A 16935-nucleotide genomic window follows, 5' to 3' on the forward strand; every position below is an offset into this window, starting at 1 on the left:
CGGGTTTGCCCCGACGCCTCAGGTACAACCCATCCTAGGCGTCGTCTATTCCATGCGGCTTCACGTCGCTCTCACCCACCGCCCGCGGCTTACGCTGCTTGCGCGCCGACCCGGTACGGCGCTTACGCACGCTGCGAATCGCGCCCCCCACGAAGAGCCACGCCGCGGCGATGCCCAGCACCCACAGCATGATCGTCTCGACGATGCTGCTAATCGACAGCGGCAGCGTGCCCGTGAACACGGTCGGATCGCCGCCGCGAGCGGCGACGGTCACCACGAGCCCCGACTCCCCCGACGACACACGACTGCGCACCGGCACGAGCACGCGCTCGTTCGCCTCGGCCCCCACCGCGACATCCTTAAACACCCGCTGTTCAACCTCGAGCGCCGCCGACACCGGCTGCACGTTCACCTGCACGGTCGCGTTAAACGGCAGTGAATTGTGCAGCTGAATAGGCACGCTCGTCGACACGCCCACGAGCTGCGTGTGCTCGGCGCTAATCACCTGCACGCCCTCGAGCAGCTCGGCATCGCGCGTGCGAAACGCGGTCGCGGCCCGATCAAATCCGCCGTCTTGCGGCGCATACCGCGTCGCAAACAGCTGCAGCAGGCGCGTGCGCTGATACCCGCTCAGATACTGCGGGTCATCAAGCACCGCCCCCACCTCGTTCACGGCCGCCTCACGATCGGCCGCCGACCGCAAGAGCGCAAGCCTGGGCTCCAGCGGGCCCGCTGCCCGCAATTCCCCACTGCCCTCAGCCTGATCTTCGATCGGGGTCGCGCGCACGGCATCAAGCAGCGTGAGCGCCTCAACAAGCAGCTCCGGATCCTCGGCATCAGCCACCGCGGCCCGCCCGAGCCCGAGCACGACGCCGCCCTCCTCAGCCTGCGCGCGCACGGCCAGCATGGCGACAAGCTCGGCCCGGGCGGCGGCGCGGTCAATGTCGGTGTCGCCCGTGAGGGCGGCCGCGGCGACCGCGCCGAGGGCGTTGTCGGTGACGACAACCGATGCGTCACCCAGGGTGATGCGCGGGCCGCCCGTGTGTTTCACATTGCCCGAGTCGAGCACGAGCTGGTCGACGTTTGACGCTGCGAGCAGGTCGAGCGCGCCCTCGTCGACGTTGCCCTCGGCCGGCCACGCCGTCGCTTTCTCGGGCCACGCCGTCAGCTGCTCGACCGTGGGGGTACCGACGCTCTCGTCGCTGCCCGCGTCGTTGTTGCCTTCGTTGTCGTTGTCGTTGTCGTTGTCGTTGTCGTTGCTCTTGTCGCCGCCAGCTTCTTCACCGGCATCGGGCTGTGTGTCGGAGTTCTCGGCGGCGTTCTTGTCTGTGTTCTTGTCTGTGTTCTCGTCGGCGATTTTGCTCTTGGCCTCGCTGGCCGCGTCTGCCGCGTCTGTTGCATCCGGATCTGGGTCGGCGGTGCCGTTTTTGGATTCGGGGGCCGCCTCGAACTCCCCAAAGCGCGTCACAAACTCGAGGTTCGTGGGGCTCAGTAGCGAGGTGAAGCCGAGCGCCGCCTGCGCGGCCGGGTCGGCGTCGGCGAACTGCAACAAGAAGCTCGGGCTCGCGCTGGATTCGATCCGGCTCAGAAACTCTCGTGCCTCAGCGGGGGCCTCGGTGCCGTAACTGCGAATGCCCGCGATGACGCGGGGGTCGATCGCGAGGGTCGCCCGAGCCGCCTCGGCCGCGGTGAGCAGCCGATCCCAACCGGGCGCCAGGTCAGACAGCTGCCCGCGCGTGGGCATCGTGTGAATACTCGAGGGCAAGACGAACGGCACGATGAAGCTGACGTCGAGCTTCGTGAGCGCCTCGGCCTTCTGTGCCGCATCGGGCTGTTTCTCGTCGGCCTGTTGTTCGTTGCCGGGTTGCTGTGTGCCGGGTTGCTGCGTACCGGGCTTAGGCTCAGCGGTGGGTTTTTGCGTGGCCGTGCTGCGCCACACGAGGGGGGTCGCGGTTGTCGCCAGCGGGGCGTTAGCGCCCTCGGGGGTGAACTGTGCGCGCAGCACATACGTGCCGGGCGGCGTGATGTCGGTGAACGGTAGATCGTCTGCGGCGATATCGGTGGTGACGCGCTGCTCACCCGGGGCGCCTAGGCCGTCTGCCTGGTTCTCGCCCTTCTTTTGCTCTGCCGCGTCGACCTCGCCCACTTCGGCGGAGGTGAGCTTGGCGAACGCGAGGCCCGCGTCGGCGGTGTGGTTCGCCTCACTCACGGGCGTCGAGTCGGCGGGATCTGCTGTGTCTGCTGTGTCTGCTGTGTCTGCCGACTCGGCAGTCTCGCCTTCCTTGCCGCTCTCGCTCGTCCCGCCGACCCCGACGCTCTCGCGATGCGTGGTGAGCGCGCTGTCGAGCTCTGCCGAGGTGCGCACGGGCGCGGTGCTCAGCTCGTACACGATCTCGCCGGCCGCAAGCGGTGCGTCGGTCGGGTTGCGTAGCAGCGCGCGCAATTCGAGCCCGTCTTTCACCTCGCGCAGTACAGCCTCGCCGGGCGCGACGACGAGCGAAGGCTCGGGGGCGCGGGTCTCGGGACTGCTGGCCTCAGGAGTCTCAGCGCTCGTGCCGGGCACCGTAGCAGGCGCCGCTTCGGGTACCATGATGGCCGACGCCGCGGGCGCACCGCCCCAAATGAGGGCAGCGGCGAGGGCGGCCGAGAAGACAGAGCGAAGGCGCATGGGTCAAGTTTAGAGAGCCCAGCCCGCGCTCACCCCCAGGTACGATATACGGATGCCCTCTGTTGCTGAATCTATGGTCGCGCTGCGCGAGATTGCTGCCGCAGCCCCCGTCGCCACTCTTGCTCAGGCCTTCGCCCAAAACGGACACGAGTTTGCGCTCGTGGGCGGCCCGGTGCGCGACGCGATGCTCGGGCGGCCCGTCACCGACCTCGACTTCACCACCTCGGCGAGGCCCGACGAGACCCGCGCCATACTCGACGCCCTCGGCGTAAAGATTTGGGACGTGGGCCGCGACTTCGGCACCATCGCCGCCCGCGTGCACGGCGAAACCGTTGAGATCACCACCTACCGCGCCGAAATCTACCGCGACGACTCGCGCAAGCCCGAGGTGACGTTTGGCGACACCATCGAGGGTGACCTGGTGCGCCGCGACTTCACCATCAACGCGCTCGCGCTCATGCTGCCCGAGCTGCGTCTCGTCGACGTGTCGGGCGGCGTCGAAGACTTGCTCGCCCGCAAGATTCGCACCCCCGGCGCCCCCGAGGCCTCGTTTACCGACGATCCGCTGCGCATGTTGCGCGCCGCCCGGTTCTCGGCGCAGCTCGGTTTCGAGGTGGTGCCCGAGACCCAAGAGGCGATGGTGCGGCTGGCAGATCGGCTCGACATCATCTCGGCCGAGCGCATTCGCGACGAACTCGTCAAGCTGCTCAGCGCAAACGATCCGGTGCCCGGTATACGGCTGCTCGTCGACACGATGCTCGCCGAACGGTTCTTGCCCGAGCTCACCGAGCTCGTCGAAACCCAAGACGATCACGGCCGCCATAAAGACGTGTACGAGCACAGTCTCACCGTGCTGCAGCAGGCAATCGACCTCGAGATCGCGCGCCGCGACGACCCGCAGGCCGCCCCCGACATGGTGCTGCGGCTCGCGTCGCTCTTGCACGACATCGGCAAGCCAGCGACCCGCCGTTTCGAAGCGGGCGGTGTCACCTTTCACCACCACGACGTGGTGGGCGCCAAACTCGCCAAGAAGCGACTGCGCGAGCTGCGCTTCGACAACGACACGATCAAACGGGTGTCACGGCTCGTTGAACTGCACCTGCGGTTCTTCGGGTACAGCGACCAGCAGTGGACCGACTCGGCGGTGCGCAGGTATGTGCGCGACGCGGGCGGTGAACTCGAGCAGCTGCACATTCTCACGCGCGCAGACGTGACTACCCGCAACCGCCGCAAGGCTGAGCGACTCGAGCACGCCTACGACGACATTGAGCGCCGCATTCAAGAGCTCGCCGAGGCCGAAGAGCTGGCGGCCGTGCGCCCCGAGCTCGACGGCGAGCAAATCATGGCGATCCTGGGCATCAAACCGGGCCCGCAGATCGGGCAGGCCTACAAGTTCCTGCTCGAGTTGCGCCTCGACGAAGGCCCCATCGGAGAAGCGGCTGCGACCGAGCGGCTGCAAGCCTGGTGGGCCGAGCAGCACACCGCGAGCACAGAGCATTCCGCGAGCACAGAGGAAGAGAAGTAATGACTGAACAGGCAAACCGCACCGCGGTAGCCGACTGGTTCGACGGCCGGGCGCGCGTGATGTTCGTGCACGCCCACCCCGACGACGAGACGATCACGACGGGCGGCACCCTCGCGGCGCTCTCCGAGGCCGGCCGCGAGCCGTTGCTTGTCACGATGACCCGCGGCGAACGCGGCGAGGTCATGGCGGGGCCGCTTCAGGCGCTCGCTGCCACGCACGGCCTCGCGGTCGCCCGCCAGAACGAGCTGCGCACGGCGCTCGGCATGCTCGGGCTCGAGCGGCACGTGTTTTTGGGGGTCGATCCTGCGCGCGCCGAGGGGCACCCGCCCGCTATCTACGAAGACTCGGGCATGGCCTGGGGGGCAGATGGCCGCGCGACTGCTGGCCCCGATGCCGGCATCGACGCTTTCACGAGCGTGCCCGTCGTTGAGCCCCTCACCGACCTGCTCGCGGCCGCGCAGCAGTCGGGGGCGCAGGTGATCGTCAGCTACGATGACGGCGGCGGCTACGGCCACCCCGACCACGTACTCTCCCATCGCCTCGCCCGCGCTGTCGCGCAGGCGCTGCAGCTGCCGTTCTGGGAGATCACGACCGCAGAGAGTCAGGCCGCCGCGGGCAATGATCCGGATCAAAAATATGAGGCACACGATGTCGCGCCGTGGCTTGATCGCAAGATCGCGGCCCTGCGCGCGCACGCGACCCAGGTATTTGTCGACGGTGACGAGCTTGAACACGTGGGTGGTCAGCGCGAGCCGATTGGCGCCGTTGAGGTGTTTCGTCGGGCCGTGGTCGTCGATACGCAGGACTAGACCGTGAGTTGGGCGTCGCGGGGTGCGTGGGTCCGCCGGGTGCGCGGTAACCCATGGCTTGCGGGTGCGTTCGTCTGGGGCGCGATCATGCTGGCGGTGGGTGGCAATGGTGTGTGGGCGTGGTCACACACCCAAGGGTTGCCGCACGAGCAGGTGCGGGCTGTCGCGCGCGTAGACACGGGAGACAAAAACCGATGCATGATGATTGGCCGCCCAAAGCCGGTGTACGACGTGACGTACCTGTCAGCTGAGCCACCACCCGGGCTCAGTGAGGAGTTTCGAAACAGGGAGGGCTGCGGCGCTCGCACCCCGGGTGCGCATGAAATCATTGTGCGCACCCCGACCGCCATGGGAGAGGACAAGATTTGGTTCCATCCTCCCACCACGTTCGGAACCGCCCTGGGTGATGCACTCCTCTGGGCGACGGGTGCCGGCCTTGTGTCCAGTGGGCTGGTCGCCGGGATGAGGGCGTTCGCACGCCGGGCGCAAAAGCGAACGCAAGAAACCCCGCCGCAGGGGTAGGGCACAGCCCATATCAGTGGTAAGCTAGTCAAGTTGTCTGTGCGCGGCGAACCTTTGCCGTGCGTGGGCACGATGCACAAACACCCTCCTGTCACAGAAATCCTGTGGCCGTGAAGTCCGAAGGAGGTGGGTCAGTACATGCATCCGTACGAACTCATGGTGATCCTCGATCCGGGTATCGACGAGCGTACCGTGGCTCCCAGCATGGAGAAGTTCCTGAGCGTCATCAGCAAGGCTGAAGGCGTCATCGAGAACGTCGACATCTGGGGCAAGCGTCGCCTCGCATACGAGATCAAGAAGCAGACCGAGGGCATCTACGTCGTGGTGAACTTCACCGCTTCGCACGAAGCCACCGCAGAGCTCGATCGTCAGCTGGGCCTGTCTGAGGCCGTGCTGCGCACCAAGGTGCTGCGCACTGACGAGATCATCGCTCAGCGCGCTGCTCAGGCAAAGCGCGATCAGGCCAAGGCCGCACGCGCCGCTGCAAAGGCGGGCGCGTAGCTCATGGCCGGTGAGCCGCTGATCACAGTTGTCGGTAACCTCGTTGCCGACCCCGAGCCTCGCGTAAGCCAGGCCGGCAAGTCGTGGGTGACTTTTCGTATCGCCTCGACGCCGCGCGTGCGTGACCGCCAGTCGGGTGACTGGTCGGACGGCGAACCGCTGTGGCTCGGATGCCGCGCATTCGGCGAATACGCCGATAACATTGCGGCATCGCTCACGAAGGGTATGCGGGTAATTGTGCAGGGTCGTCTGACTCAGCGCAGCTACACCGATAACCAGGGGCAGCAGCGCACCTCACTCGACCTTGATGTCGAAGAGGTGGGCCCGTCGCTTCGCTTCGCTACTGCACAGATCTCGCGCGGTCAAGCGCGTGGTCAGGTGGGTGGCTTTGGCGGCGGCGCGCAGCAGCCCGCGGGTCAGCCGAGCTGGGGACAGCCGGCTGCCGCACCGCAGCAGCCTCACCAGGCTCAGCAGCCTCAGCAGCAGCAAGACAACCCCTGGACCAACTCTGGTCAGGGAGGGTCGGGCGGCGGCTTTGGTGGCGGCTTCGACGATGAGCAGCCCTTCTAGGGCGCGAGCTTCGATTTACTTCTTGTTCCGTTTCTCGGAACGCATCACGAAAAGAGACCACAATGGCAGGCAAGTCCAGCGGCGCAGGCCGCAAGCCGGGTCGCGGTAAGAACGCAAAGACCGTAGCACCCGCTAAGAAGCAGACCGTGGGCGTCATCGATTACAAGGATGTCGCGACACTGCGCAAGTTCATCTCTGAGCGCGGCAAGATCCGCGCCCGCCGTATCACCGGCGTGTCCGTTCAGGAGCAGCGACTGATCGCGAAGGCCGTGAAGAACGCCCGCGAGATGGCACTCCTCCCCTACGCCGGCTCTGGCCGCTAAAGGAGAAGCGCATCATGGCGAAGGTAATTCTCACCCACGAGGTATCAGGCCTCGGTTCTGCTGGCGACGTCGTTGACGTTAAGACCGGCTACGCTCGCAACTACCTCGTGCCCCAGGGCTTCGGTGTTCACTGGACCCGCGGTGGCGAGGCCCAGGTTGCATCGTTGCGCGCGGCACGCGACGCACGCGCACTCGCTTCGGTCGAGGACGCTCAGGCGCTCCGCGACAAGCTGCAGGCAGGCAAGATCCGCCTGTTCGCAAAGACCGGCACCGGTGGCCGTCTGTTTGGTTCGATCAAGGGTGCCGCAGTAGCAGCAGCCGTTGCCGAGGCTGGCCTCGGCGAGATCGACAAGCGCAAGGTCGTGCTTCCCGCGATCAAGACGACCGGCGAGTACAAGGCTGTCGTGCACCTGCACGAGGGCGTTGACGCACGCATCACGCTGCAGGTTATCGCTCAGCGGTAACTCTCGCTCGCGTTGACAGCGGGGCGGTGGTTCCTTACGGACCCATCGCCCCGCTTTCGCGTTCCCCCAGTCCTGCGCGACGGCTTCCCGCGTTGTCATCCTGCGCGACGGAGGAGTCGCAGGATCCACCCCACATGAACGGCGCACAAACCGCGCCTGTCTTCGTGCCGGATCACTCCGGCCGAAGCGCCCCGCTGTCAACCGAACATTCGTACGGTTCTCCACAGAGGGGCTGTTAACAACTGCGGTTCAACCAGCACTTGAGGGTTGAATAACTTTTACCCTGTGGAAACAGTAAACCCCAGGTCATGATTCGGTTTTTGTTAACATGCCAGATTTCATCCACAGGTTATCCCCAAGCCTGTGGATAGAATGTGGTGAATCGTGGCAAGTTTTCCCCATAGTTATCCACAGGTAGATTTGACGGGGCTGGCGAGGCCGCGGCGGAGCGCCTAACGTGAACGTTAGACGCTCCGCCGCGGCCTCGCTGGTCGTTTGATTTTGCATCGTAAGGAGTAGTTGCGTGTCGATCGCACACCTCGGTATCCCCGACGAGCCCCCGCACCAGGGTGAGGCGCGTAACTTTGAGCGCACCCCGCCCTACGACCTGCTCGCCGAGCAAAGCGCGCTTGGCGGCATGCTGCTGTCGAAGGACGCGGTCGCAGACGTTACGGGGCTGCTCACCGGGGGCGACTTCTACGTGCCCAAGCACGAGGTCATCTACGAAGCAGTCTTGTCGTTGTACTCACGCGGTGAGCCGACCGATGTCATCACGGTCACCGACGAGCTCACCAAACTAGGCGAGCTACAGCGGGCCGGCGGGGTGGACTATCTGCACACCGTCACGAGCATCGTGCCGACGGCAGCCAACGCGAGCTTCTATGCCGAGATTGTGGCCGAGAAGGCGTTGCTGCGCCGACTCGTCGAAGCTGGCACGCGCATCGTGCAGATGGGCTACGCGGGCGAGGGTGAGGCCATCGACCTCGTCAACGTTGCGCAGTCAGAGATCTACGGAGTGACAGGCGAGTCACAGGGTGAAGACTATGTGCAGCTGTCGCTCGCCGTCGACGCTGCTCTCGAAGAGATCAGCAAAGCGAGCAGCTCGACCGGCGGCATGATGGGCGTTCCCACGGGCTTTAGCGAGCTCGATGCAATGACGAATGGTTTTGCGGGTGGTCAGATGATCATCATCGCAGCCCGTCCCGCCATGGGTAAGTCGACGCTTGCGCTTGACGTGGCCCGTTACGCTTCGGTGCACGCCGACGCGCCCACCGTCTTCTTCTCGCTCGAGATGGGGCGCGCAGAGATCGCGATGCGTCTACTCGCCGCCGAGGCGACGATCCCCATGCAAACGCTGCGTAAGGGCGCCCTCGATAACCGGGATTTCCAGAAGCTGGCTGCGACTCAGGCCCGCATCGCCGAGAAGCCCCTGTTTATTGACGATAGCCCCAACCTGACCCTCGTTGAGATTCGCGCGAAGTGCCGCAGGCTCAAGCAGCAGCACGGCCTCAAGATGGTGGTCATCGATTACCTGCAGCTGCTCTCGAGCGGTAAGAAAGTAGAGAGCCGTCAGCAAGAGGTGAGTGAGTTCTCGCGTGCGCTCAAGCTGCTGTCGAAAGAGCTCGACGTACCCGTCATCGCACTGTCCCAGCTGAACCGTGCATCAGAGCAGCGCGCCGACAAGATGCCAGCGATCAGCGACCTGCGTGAGTCCGGCTCGCTTGAGCAGGACGCCGATATGGTGATCCTGCTGCACCGTGAGGCGGTCGGCGACCGTGACAGCCCGCGCGCGGGCGAGGCTGACTTCATTCTTGCGAAGCAGCGTAACGGCCCCACCGGCACCGTCACCGTCGCGTTTCAGGGCCACTACTCGCGGTTCCAAGACATGCCGAGTGGGGTGTAGCCCGCTGCTCGTCGCGCACAGGCGAAGATGAGGCGTGCGCAGTAGACTTGATGCGGCGAAAGGGAAGTCATGACCGCGACTGCATCACCGAGTGTGCCTTCAGTGACCCCGCAGGGTACACAGAGCCGAAGCATCAAGCTGCTGCGTGTGGTTGTGTTGCTTGCAGCGGGCATGGTCATCACGTTCACGGCGCCGCAGCACGAGCAACTGGGCTTCGACGTGACGGTGACAGCGCTTGCGCTGGCGGCGATCGGTCTCGCTCACGCGGTGGCTTGGCTCGCGGCACGCAGTCGTGGCGGCTCCCCCGCGACCCTGCTGCTCACAATCGTCGCACTTGCGGCCGCTGCCGGTCTGATATTTACCGAATCGACCACGGGCTACGCGGTCGTCGTGGCGGCGTGGGCGCTCGTGTCTGCCCTGCTCGAGTTCATCGGTGCGACGGTGCGGCAGGTGCCCCGTACCGACGCCTTCCTCACGGGAGCGGCGGGCGTTTTACTCGCATTGTTCACTCTGCTCGCGCGCGAAGATGCGGTTGCAGTGCTCGGCTTCTTTGGTGCTTACGCGATCATCGTCGGCGTGTTTCTCGGCATTTCAGCTTTCGATAGTCGCGGCGCTGCGACTCACCCTACAGTTTCTGCTCCCACTGACTCCGCAGCTGACTCCCCCAGCTGATCGCCGACCGAAAGCACACGATGTCTAAGTCTGAACCAGCCCAGAACGATCCCATTAACCCGTCGCGTCGCGACCGCCTGAAGCCGCTCGAGCTCGTCGGCTTCTCGGGCGTGCTGGCGGTGTTCGCCGGCCTCGTCGTGCTGCTCACGACCCGCGACATCGTGCTCGCGCTGATCTTCTTGGGCATCGCGTTTATCGTTGTGGTGATGGTCGTGGCGCTCGTGGGCCTCGGCGGTAAGCCGAGCGCAGAAGACGAAGAAGCACGCAAAGACCTGCAGAGCCCAGACGACGTCTGGCACTAGCCGCTCACGTAACCTCGTACAAATAGAACGCCCGCGCACTGCGCGGGCGTTTCCACCGCGTCATCCTGCGGGAGCGCTTCCCCCGCGTCATCCTGCGGGAGCTTGCGACTCGCAGGATCCAGAGCGTGTGCGATTCACCGGGTGGCTTATGCGTGTCGCGAGTATTCGCCCATCATGCAGGGTGAGTTCGTAGTTGCGGTGATGGGTGCCCCTACTGCTTGTTGCGCGTTCGCGCGGAGTCCATTTTTCTGTGAGACAAAAACGCTCATGGTCTTTTCTTGTCGCCGTCGGAAATCTCATTGCGCAACTAGCCAAGCTTTGAGTCGATCGTCTGAGGCCGCGTCGACAAGCTGCACCAGGCCCCAGTTCTCGGAGTGATTCGGTGCAAGTCGTAGGCGCTCAACCCAAGCTCTGGAGTATGAACGGAGAGCTTCAACCGCCTCATCAAGCACTTCATCGAGCGTTTCGCCATCGGCGGCGATAGGAAGCCCTGGAAGAAACAGGCTCCAGCCATCTGGCTCGCTCACCATCTGAGCGTTGGCATGGATAGTGGCCGCTAGAAAGTCGACCAATCGGGCGGAATCGACGGCCGCAATCTTTGTTTCACGTCGGGCAATAGACGCGGGTTTACCAGCCGCCGCAGCGTCGACAAGCGCGGACAAGTGCTCTCGTCCGGCCCGCACGGTGGCGAAATGCGTTTCGTTGGCCGGGCTATTGTCTGCCACGAGCGTGCCCACGGTAGTCCTCCAAACATTCAACGCGAACGTCGGATGGCGCGTTCCGCGTGTGCACACAGTGTACACGTCACCATGTGTTTGATGCACGCTCGCTCCCGTGTGCAGAATGATGGGAGCGAGCTGGCGCACCACGTTAGTCGTCGAGGTCGGTGGGATCGATGGGCGCGTGGTGGTCGAATGCGGCGTCGCCGCGCTTCCAGTACCCGGTGATCGCGTACTGCTCGCGCGGCAGCTTCAGCTCGTGCCGCACGAAACGGCGCAGCGCCACAAGTGAGCCGGCCTCCCCCGCCGCAAACACGTACGTGTTCTCGTCGATCGACAGCTCGGCCGCGGCCTCGGCGAAGCCAACGGCGGCGCCCACCACACTCACCTTGCGGCCGCACTGGGCTCGCAGGTACTCCTCGGCCTGTGACACTGCGTCTGAGCCTGCCTCGGGCGAGGCGTCAACGACAACCTGCACGCTGGCGTCTGCGGGCATCTCGCTGATCCAGCGTGCAGCAGCAGGCAACGCGGTCGCGTCGACAAAGCACAGCACGCGCGGCGCGGCGCTTGCGACGGCACGCGAGCCGCGGGGGCCCACCACGACGAGCTCGTCACCGACCTCAGCCTGCGCCGCCCAGCGCGCTGCGGGGCCCGCGTTGTCGTGGCGCAGAATGTCGATGTCGAACGAGCGCTGCCCGGTCTCGGGGTGCTCGTGAATGTTGATGGGCGTGAAGTCGCGCCCGTGCATGGGAGCGTCGGGGCGCACAATGCCGTCAATGTCGGGCCCGGCGGGCGCCGGGGCGACCAGGGCGCCCGTGGCCGGATCCGGAAAAAACGTGCGCGCGTGGTCAGACGGCCCGAAGCTTGCCCAGTCATGCAGCTCGGGGCTCGTGAGGGTGACGCGAATGAAGCCGGCGACCTCGGTGACGTGGGTCACAGACACGGTGCGGGCGGTGAAGCGGTGGCGCGAGCCCTCGCGGGCAAAGCGGGTTGCAAGATCTACGTTGGTCACTACAATCCTTTCGTGGACTCCCCCCACTCTGCCCTATCCGCCTGTATAGCGCTACCATTGTCGCCGTCGCGGCCCACGCGTAAACGCCAGATGCGCCAGTCCGTTCGGTATAGAGGGCTCTATACCGAACAAACTGGCGCATCTGTACCGTGGAGGCCGCGGCAAGCACCGCGGCTACTACCGACTACCGCTGCAAGAAGTCGACCAGGCGCACCGCGTCACCGATGTAGGTTGCGGGCGTAAGCTCCAGCAGGCGCGCTTTCGCCTCGGCTCCGATCTCGAGTGCCTGCACAAACTCGACGAGTTCGGCCTGCCCGATCCGGCGCCCGCGCGTGAGCTCCTTGAGCGCAGCGTAGGGGTCAGAGATTGTCGAGCGGCCCGCGGTGACCTCAGCACGAATGACGGTCTGAATCGCTTCGCCCAGCACCTCCCAGTTGTGGTCGAGGTCGTACGCGAGCGCCTCGGGCGCCGCGTCGATCTGACCCAGGCCCTTCAAAAGGTTGTCGAGCGCGAGCACCGAGTGGCCAAAGCCCACACCGATGTTGCGCTGCGCCGACGAGTCGGTGAGGTCGCGCTGCCAGCGGCTCGTCACGAGCGTCGCCGCGAGCGAGTCGAGAATCGCGTTCGACAGCTCGAGGTTTGCCTCGGCGTTCTCGAAGCGAATCGGGTTCACCTTGTGCGGCATCGTCGAGGAGCCCGTCGCGCCCGCGACTGGAATCTGCTTGAAGTAGCCGATCGAGATGTAGCTCCAGATATCGGTCGCGAGGTTGTGCAGAATGCGGTTCGCGTGCGCGATGCGCGTGTACAGCTCGGCCTGCCAGTCGTGCGACTCGATCTGCGTGGTGAGCGGGTTCCAGTCGAGGCCTAGGCCCTCAACGAACTCCTGCGACACCTGCACCCAGTCAACCGCGGGGTCGGCGGCGAGGTGCGCGGCAAACGTGCCGGTCGCGCCCGAGAACTTACCCAGGTACTCGATGTCGTCGATCTGGTTGAGCTGGCGCTCGAGGCGGTACACGAACACGGCGAGCTCGCGGCCCAGCGTCGTGGGCGTTGCGGGCTGACCGTGCGTGCGGCTCATCATGGGCAGCTCGCGGTACTGCTCGGCCTGGCGTGCCAGCTCAGCGATGACCTTCTCGAAGCGGGGGCGCCACACGTCGGCCACAGCCTGCTTCACGGTGAGCGCATACGACAGGTTGTTGATGTCTTCGCTCGTGCAGCACACGTGCGTCAGCTCGGCGAGGTGCCCGAGGCCCTGCTTCTCGAGGCGTGCGCGCACGAGGTACTCGACGGCCTTCACGTCATGCTGCGTGACCTTCTCGGTCGCCGCGAGCTCGTCGATCTCGGCCTGGCCGAAGCCCGCCGCCCACTCGCGCAGGCTCGCCAGCTGTTCGGCCGCGACGGGGGTCGCACCCAGCAGCGAGTGCTCGGTGAGGTACGCGAGCCACTCGACCTCAACGTGTACGCGCGCCTTGTTGAGGCCCGCCTCCGAGAGCGTGTTGCCGAGGTCTTGCACCGCGGCACGGTAGCGGCCGTCAAGCGGGCTGATGGGCTGAGGGGGCAGGGTCGTCATGAGGTCTCCGTGCGGTGTCGGCGAATAACGGGCAAATCCCCTCCATTCTCCCATTCTTTAGCGCGCAGCTCATTCGCCGCCTGCGCGCGGCTTGCCTAGGCGTTTTTCGCTCCGGATCAATGCCCGCTCCTCCCTCCCGTGTCGTACCCCATTGCTAGGCTCGACCTATGTCGATGCCCCCACCGTCTGGCCCCTGGCTTCCGCCCTCCTCTGGATCACCTGTGCCGCACCCTGAACCTGTGCAGCAAGAGCCGCAGGCGTGGCAGCCGCCCGCGGTCGGGGCTGGTGTTGGGGCTCCCGGTATGGCCGCTGGGGCTCCCGGTATACCCGCCGGGACCCCGGCCGGCCCACAGACGTGGCAACCCGACAACACGCCGCGCGGCCGCAGGTCACGCCGCCGCACGATCACTTTGGTGAGTGTGGGCGTGGGGCTCGCGCTGCTCGTGGCGGGGGCCGCGGTCGCGGTGAAGCTGATCAACGATTCGCGTGATCCGGCATCGCAGGTTGAACAGTACCTCGACCTGCTCGCGAGCGGTGAGGCGGCGAAGGCCTCGAAGATGGTGAGCCCGAACGTGGCCGACACGTCGCTGCTCACCGACGAGGTGCTCGAGTCGGCGACCGAGCGCATTGACGTGATTTCGGTCGAGACGCTCGAGCGTGGCGCCGACGGGGCGCGCGTGCTCGCGCGCATGTCGCTCGCGGGCGAAGAGTTTGAGCACGAGTTCACCGTGGACCAGGGGCCGCGCGAGCTGGTTGTGCTTGAGACGTGGGAGCTTGACGATCCGTTGATCGCTGAGGCGCAGCTGTCGCTTCAGACTCCCGTCAGCGCGGGCGCAGTGTCGGCGGTCGTCGACGTTGCGGGCACCGAGGTGACGCTGGCAGAGACGATGACGGGCGACGACAGCGCGACGGTCTACGTGTATCCGGGGGTGTACGAGGTGGCGGCGGGCGACCTGGGCCGCTACCTCGAAAGCGATGACGGCAGCGCCACGCTCGTCGCCGGAGTGTGGGGCGAGTCCGCGACGGCGTCGCTCACGGCCTCCCTCAACATGGCGTTCGAAGACGAGATTCTCACCCAGGCGGCGGCCTACGCCGATGGCTGCGTGAGCATCGGAGGCAATGATGCCGTGACGGGCAACATGGATGCGGCGTGCCCCGCGATCACCCGCAATACGCGGTTGTCGTCGCTCACGGTGGCGAAGTATGCGGCGGGACTCAGCGACATCAGTGCGAAGTCGTTCACCACCGACCAGTACAAGTTCGAGGTGCGCGACACGACCGCGGCGGCGAGGCTCGACAGCGACACGTCGTCGCTGTCGGGCGGCATTACGTGGCGCGACGGTGAGCCGCGCATCGTCGACGCGACGTTCGGGTGGTGGTAGCTCGCTGGCGGTGAGCAGAGCGCGGCGGTGGGCTGGCCGGGTGTGGCGATCCGGAGCCCAGAGCGGGTGAGCTAACGCCTGGGTCGCTTCTTGCCGGTGCCCAGGAGCGCGTTCATGAGGCCCGCGAGCACCGACATGACGAGCGCGGCGAGTACGCCCCACCAGAACGTTTCGATGCGTAGCCCAAAGCCCGCGAGCTCTGACAGCCACGCCACGAGCTCTGACAGCCACGCCACGAGCGCAAACATGAGGCCGTTGACGATCAGCCCAAACAGGCCGAACGTGATGATGTACAGCGGAATCGACACGAACCGCACCACGCGGCCCAGCGTGCCGTTGACGAGCCCAAACACGAGCGCCACCAACACGAGTGTGACCGCCGGGGCGTAGTCGTCGTCGCTGATCGGCACGATCCAGATGCCGCGGGTGCCGCCGTCGCTCACGATCAGCGTGGTGAGTCACAGCGCGAAAGCGCCAACGAGTACTCGAATGATGGAACGCATGCGCCCAGTCTGGCAGCGCGCGCTGACTCTGGGCTTAGCGCGCGCTGCACCCGGGGTGGGTAGGCGCGTCGATACACTGGCACTCATGAGCGAACAGGCGACTCCCCCCGTCAAACTCCGCGCGAACGTGTTGGCCGCGCCCGCATATCGGCAGGGGGCCGCGCCCACCAAGCCCGGATTCAAGCTCTCAAGCAACGAGAATCCGTTTAGCCCGCTGCCCGGTGTCATCGACGCCGTGGTCGCGCGTGCCGCCCTCACGAACCGGTATGCGGGTGCCGCGATGCCCGAACTGCGCGACGCGATCGGGGCGATCTTCGGCGTCGACGCGGCCCACGTCGCCTTAGGCGCCGGATCAGTGACCCTGCTGTTTCAGCTCGTGCACGCCGCGGCGGGCCCGGGCGACGAGTACCTGTACGCCTGGCCGAGCTTTGAGGCATACCCCTCGCTGGGTCTCGCCTCGGGGGCGACTGGCGTCGCTGTGCCGCTCACCGGCACGAGCGAGCACGACCTCGACGCCATGGCCGACCGGGTGACCGAGGCCACCCGCGTAGTGCTGCTGTGCACGCCCAACAACCCGACGGGCCCCGCGATTACGCGCGAAGCGTTTGACCGGTTCATGGCACGGGTGCCCAGCGACACCCTCGTGGTACTCGACGAGGCATACCGCGAGTTTGTCACCGACCCCGCCGCCGTGCGCGGCGAGGACGTGCTGTCGGCATACGAAAACCTTGTGGTGCTGCGCACGTTCTCGAAGGCGTACGGTCTCGCCGGCTTGCGCATTGGCTACGGTGTTGGCTCCCCCGCGATTCTGGCGGCGGCCGCGAGCGTGGCGATTCCACTGTCAGTAACCGGTGTTGCTGAGGCGGCGGCGCTCGCATCGCTGGCACCTGCGGTCGCGTCGGTGCACGAGTCACGCATCGCCGAGCTCACCGCCCGCCGCGATGAACTCGCCGCCGGCCTGCGCGACCTTGGCCTCGCAGTACCCGACGCGCAGGGCAACTTCGTGTGGGTGCCCGAAACGCCCGGTGCTGGCGCTGGCGGTGTCGGTGGTGCTGGTGTCGGTGGCGTTGGTGCTGGCACTGGCGGTGTCGGTGGTGTTGGTGGCGGTGCTGTCGGCGTTGGGGCTGGTGGCGCTGGTGATGCCGGTGCTGGCGTGCCCAGCGCCGCCGACCTCGCGGCCGACTTCGTGGAGGCCGGCACGCTCGTGCGCCCCTTCCCAGGTCACGGCGTGCGCATCTCGGTCGGCGAACCCGAAAGCGTGCCCGAGGTGCTGCGCATCGTGCGCGCCCACCTCGGCCGCTAGCCCCTACGGGCTGATCCGGCACATAAATATCGCCCCCCAAAAAATATGCGCGACGAATTCTGCTTTAGACCGCGGGTTAAACGGAAGAAGTCGCGCATATTTTGAGGATGGTGGGTTGGGGACACGAGAAGGCCACCACTGTGGGAGTCGCAGAACGCCGAGCATATCCGGGGATACGCATGGTGTT

At 65.9% G+C, this 16935-nt stretch carries 16 protein-coding genes; 11 read left to right on the forward strand and 5 right to left on the reverse strand.

Annotated features, from left to right (window positions below):
- Positions 1 to 34 precede the first annotated feature (34 nt).
- Positions 35 to 2668 (reverse strand): DUF6049 family protein, encoded by a 2634-nt coding sequence (locus ACXR2T_RS06860; protein ID WP_458838605.1) that lies wholly within the window; start codon positions 2666 to 2668, stop codon positions 35 to 37.
- 52 nt (positions 2669 to 2720) lie between these two features.
- Here ACXR2T_RS06860 and ACXR2T_RS06865 point away from each other — a divergent pair, with 52 nt between their 5' ends.
- The 9 genes from ACXR2T_RS06865 (at position 2721) to ACXR2T_RS06905 (ending at position 10259) form a co-directional block, all read left to right on the forward strand.
- Positions 2721 to 4193 (forward strand): CCA tRNA nucleotidyltransferase, encoded by a 1473-nt coding sequence (locus ACXR2T_RS06865; RefSeq protein ID WP_458816746.1) that lies wholly within the window; start codon positions 2721 to 2723, stop codon positions 4191 to 4193.
- Positions 4193 to 5002 carry a PIG-L deacetylase family protein gene (locus tag ACXR2T_RS06870; RefSeq protein ID WP_458838606.1) on the forward strand — a complete coding sequence of 270 codons (810 nt, stop codon included), beginning with the start codon at positions 4193 to 4195 and terminating at the stop codon, positions 5000 to 5002. Before ACXR2T_RS06865 ends, ACXR2T_RS06870 begins: the two co-directional genes overlap by 1 nt.
- Before the next feature lie 660 nt (positions 5003 to 5662).
- Positions 5663 to 6025: a 30S ribosomal protein S6 gene (rpsF, locus tag ACXR2T_RS06875; RefSeq protein WP_458816742.1), complete on the forward strand. Its 363-nt coding sequence runs from the start codon at positions 5663 to 5665 to the stop codon at positions 6023 to 6025.
- Between the two features lie 3 nt (positions 6026 to 6028).
- Positions 6029 to 6595, forward strand: coding sequence for a single-stranded DNA-binding protein (gene ssb / locus ACXR2T_RS06880; RefSeq protein ID WP_458816740.1), 567 nt, complete (start codon positions 6029 to 6031; stop codon positions 6593 to 6595).
- A 62-nt stretch (positions 6596 to 6657) separates the two neighbouring features.
- Complete coding sequence (gene rpsR / locus ACXR2T_RS06885; RefSeq protein WP_017792729.1) at positions 6658 to 6918, forward strand: 30S ribosomal protein S18; 261 nt, start codon at positions 6658 to 6660, stop codon at positions 6916 to 6918.
- Positions 6919 to 6932: 14 nt separating this feature from the next.
- Complete coding sequence (gene rplI / locus ACXR2T_RS06890) at positions 6933 to 7382, forward strand: 50S ribosomal protein L9 (protein WP_458816738.1); 450 nt, start codon at positions 6933 to 6935, stop codon at positions 7380 to 7382.
- 523 nt (positions 7383 to 7905) lie between these two features.
- Positions 7906 to 9285, forward strand: coding sequence for a replicative DNA helicase (dnaB, locus tag ACXR2T_RS06895; RefSeq protein WP_458816736.1), 1380 nt, complete (start codon positions 7906 to 7908; stop codon positions 9283 to 9285).
- 69 nt (positions 9286 to 9354) lie between these two features.
- Complete coding sequence (locus ACXR2T_RS06900) at positions 9355 to 9957, forward strand: hypothetical protein (protein ID WP_458838607.1); 603 nt, start codon at positions 9355 to 9357, stop codon at positions 9955 to 9957.
- A 20-nt stretch (positions 9958 to 9977) separates the two neighbouring features.
- Positions 9978 to 10259: an ABC transporter ATP-binding protein gene (locus ACXR2T_RS06905; protein ID WP_458838608.1), complete on the forward strand. Its 282-nt coding sequence runs from the start codon at positions 9978 to 9980 to the stop codon at positions 10257 to 10259.
- Between the two features lie 296 nt (positions 10260 to 10555).
- Here ACXR2T_RS06905 and ACXR2T_RS06910 read toward each other — a convergent pair whose 3' ends face one another.
- The 3 genes from ACXR2T_RS06910 to purB form a co-directional block, all read right to left on the reverse strand.
- Positions 10556 to 10996, reverse strand: coding sequence for a hypothetical protein (locus tag ACXR2T_RS06910; RefSeq protein ID WP_458838609.1), 441 nt, complete (start codon positions 10994 to 10996; stop codon positions 10556 to 10558).
- Between the two features lie 133 nt (positions 10997 to 11129).
- The gene (locus ACXR2T_RS06915) at positions 11130 to 11990 is read right to left on the reverse strand and encodes a siderophore-interacting protein (protein WP_458838610.1); all 861 of its coding nucleotides are present in this window, start codon (positions 11988 to 11990) and stop codon (positions 11130 to 11132) included.
- Between the two features lie 184 nt (positions 11991 to 12174).
- The gene (purB, locus tag ACXR2T_RS06920; RefSeq protein ID WP_458838611.1) at positions 12175 to 13560 is read right to left on the reverse strand and encodes an adenylosuccinate lyase; all 1386 of its coding nucleotides are present in this window, start codon (positions 13558 to 13560) and stop codon (positions 12175 to 12177) included.
- A gap of 167 nt (positions 13561 to 13727) precedes the next feature.
- Between purB and ACXR2T_RS06925 the strand changes: the two genes are divergently transcribed.
- Positions 13728 to 14942 carry a hypothetical protein gene (locus ACXR2T_RS06925; RefSeq protein WP_458838612.1) on the forward strand — a complete coding sequence of 405 codons (1215 nt, stop codon included), beginning with the start codon at positions 13728 to 13730 and terminating at the stop codon, positions 14940 to 14942.
- Positions 14943 to 15013: 71 nt separating this feature from the next.
- Here ACXR2T_RS06925 and ACXR2T_RS06930 read toward each other — a convergent pair whose 3' ends face one another.
- On the reverse strand, positions 15014 to 15385 hold the full coding sequence (locus ACXR2T_RS06930) for a phage holin family protein (RefSeq protein WP_458838613.1): 372 nt from the start codon (positions 15383 to 15385) through the stop codon (positions 15014 to 15016).
- A gap of 145 nt (positions 15386 to 15530) precedes the next feature.
- On the opposite strand from ACXR2T_RS06930, the gene ACXR2T_RS06935 reads away from it, so the two are divergent.
- Positions 15531 to 16748, forward strand: coding sequence for an aminotransferase class I/II-fold pyridoxal phosphate-dependent enzyme (locus ACXR2T_RS06935; protein WP_458838614.1), 1218 nt, complete (start codon positions 15531 to 15533; stop codon positions 16746 to 16748).
- Positions 16749 to 16935 lie beyond the last annotated feature (187 nt).

It is taken from the genome of Leucobacter faecis, from assembly GCF_054456635.2.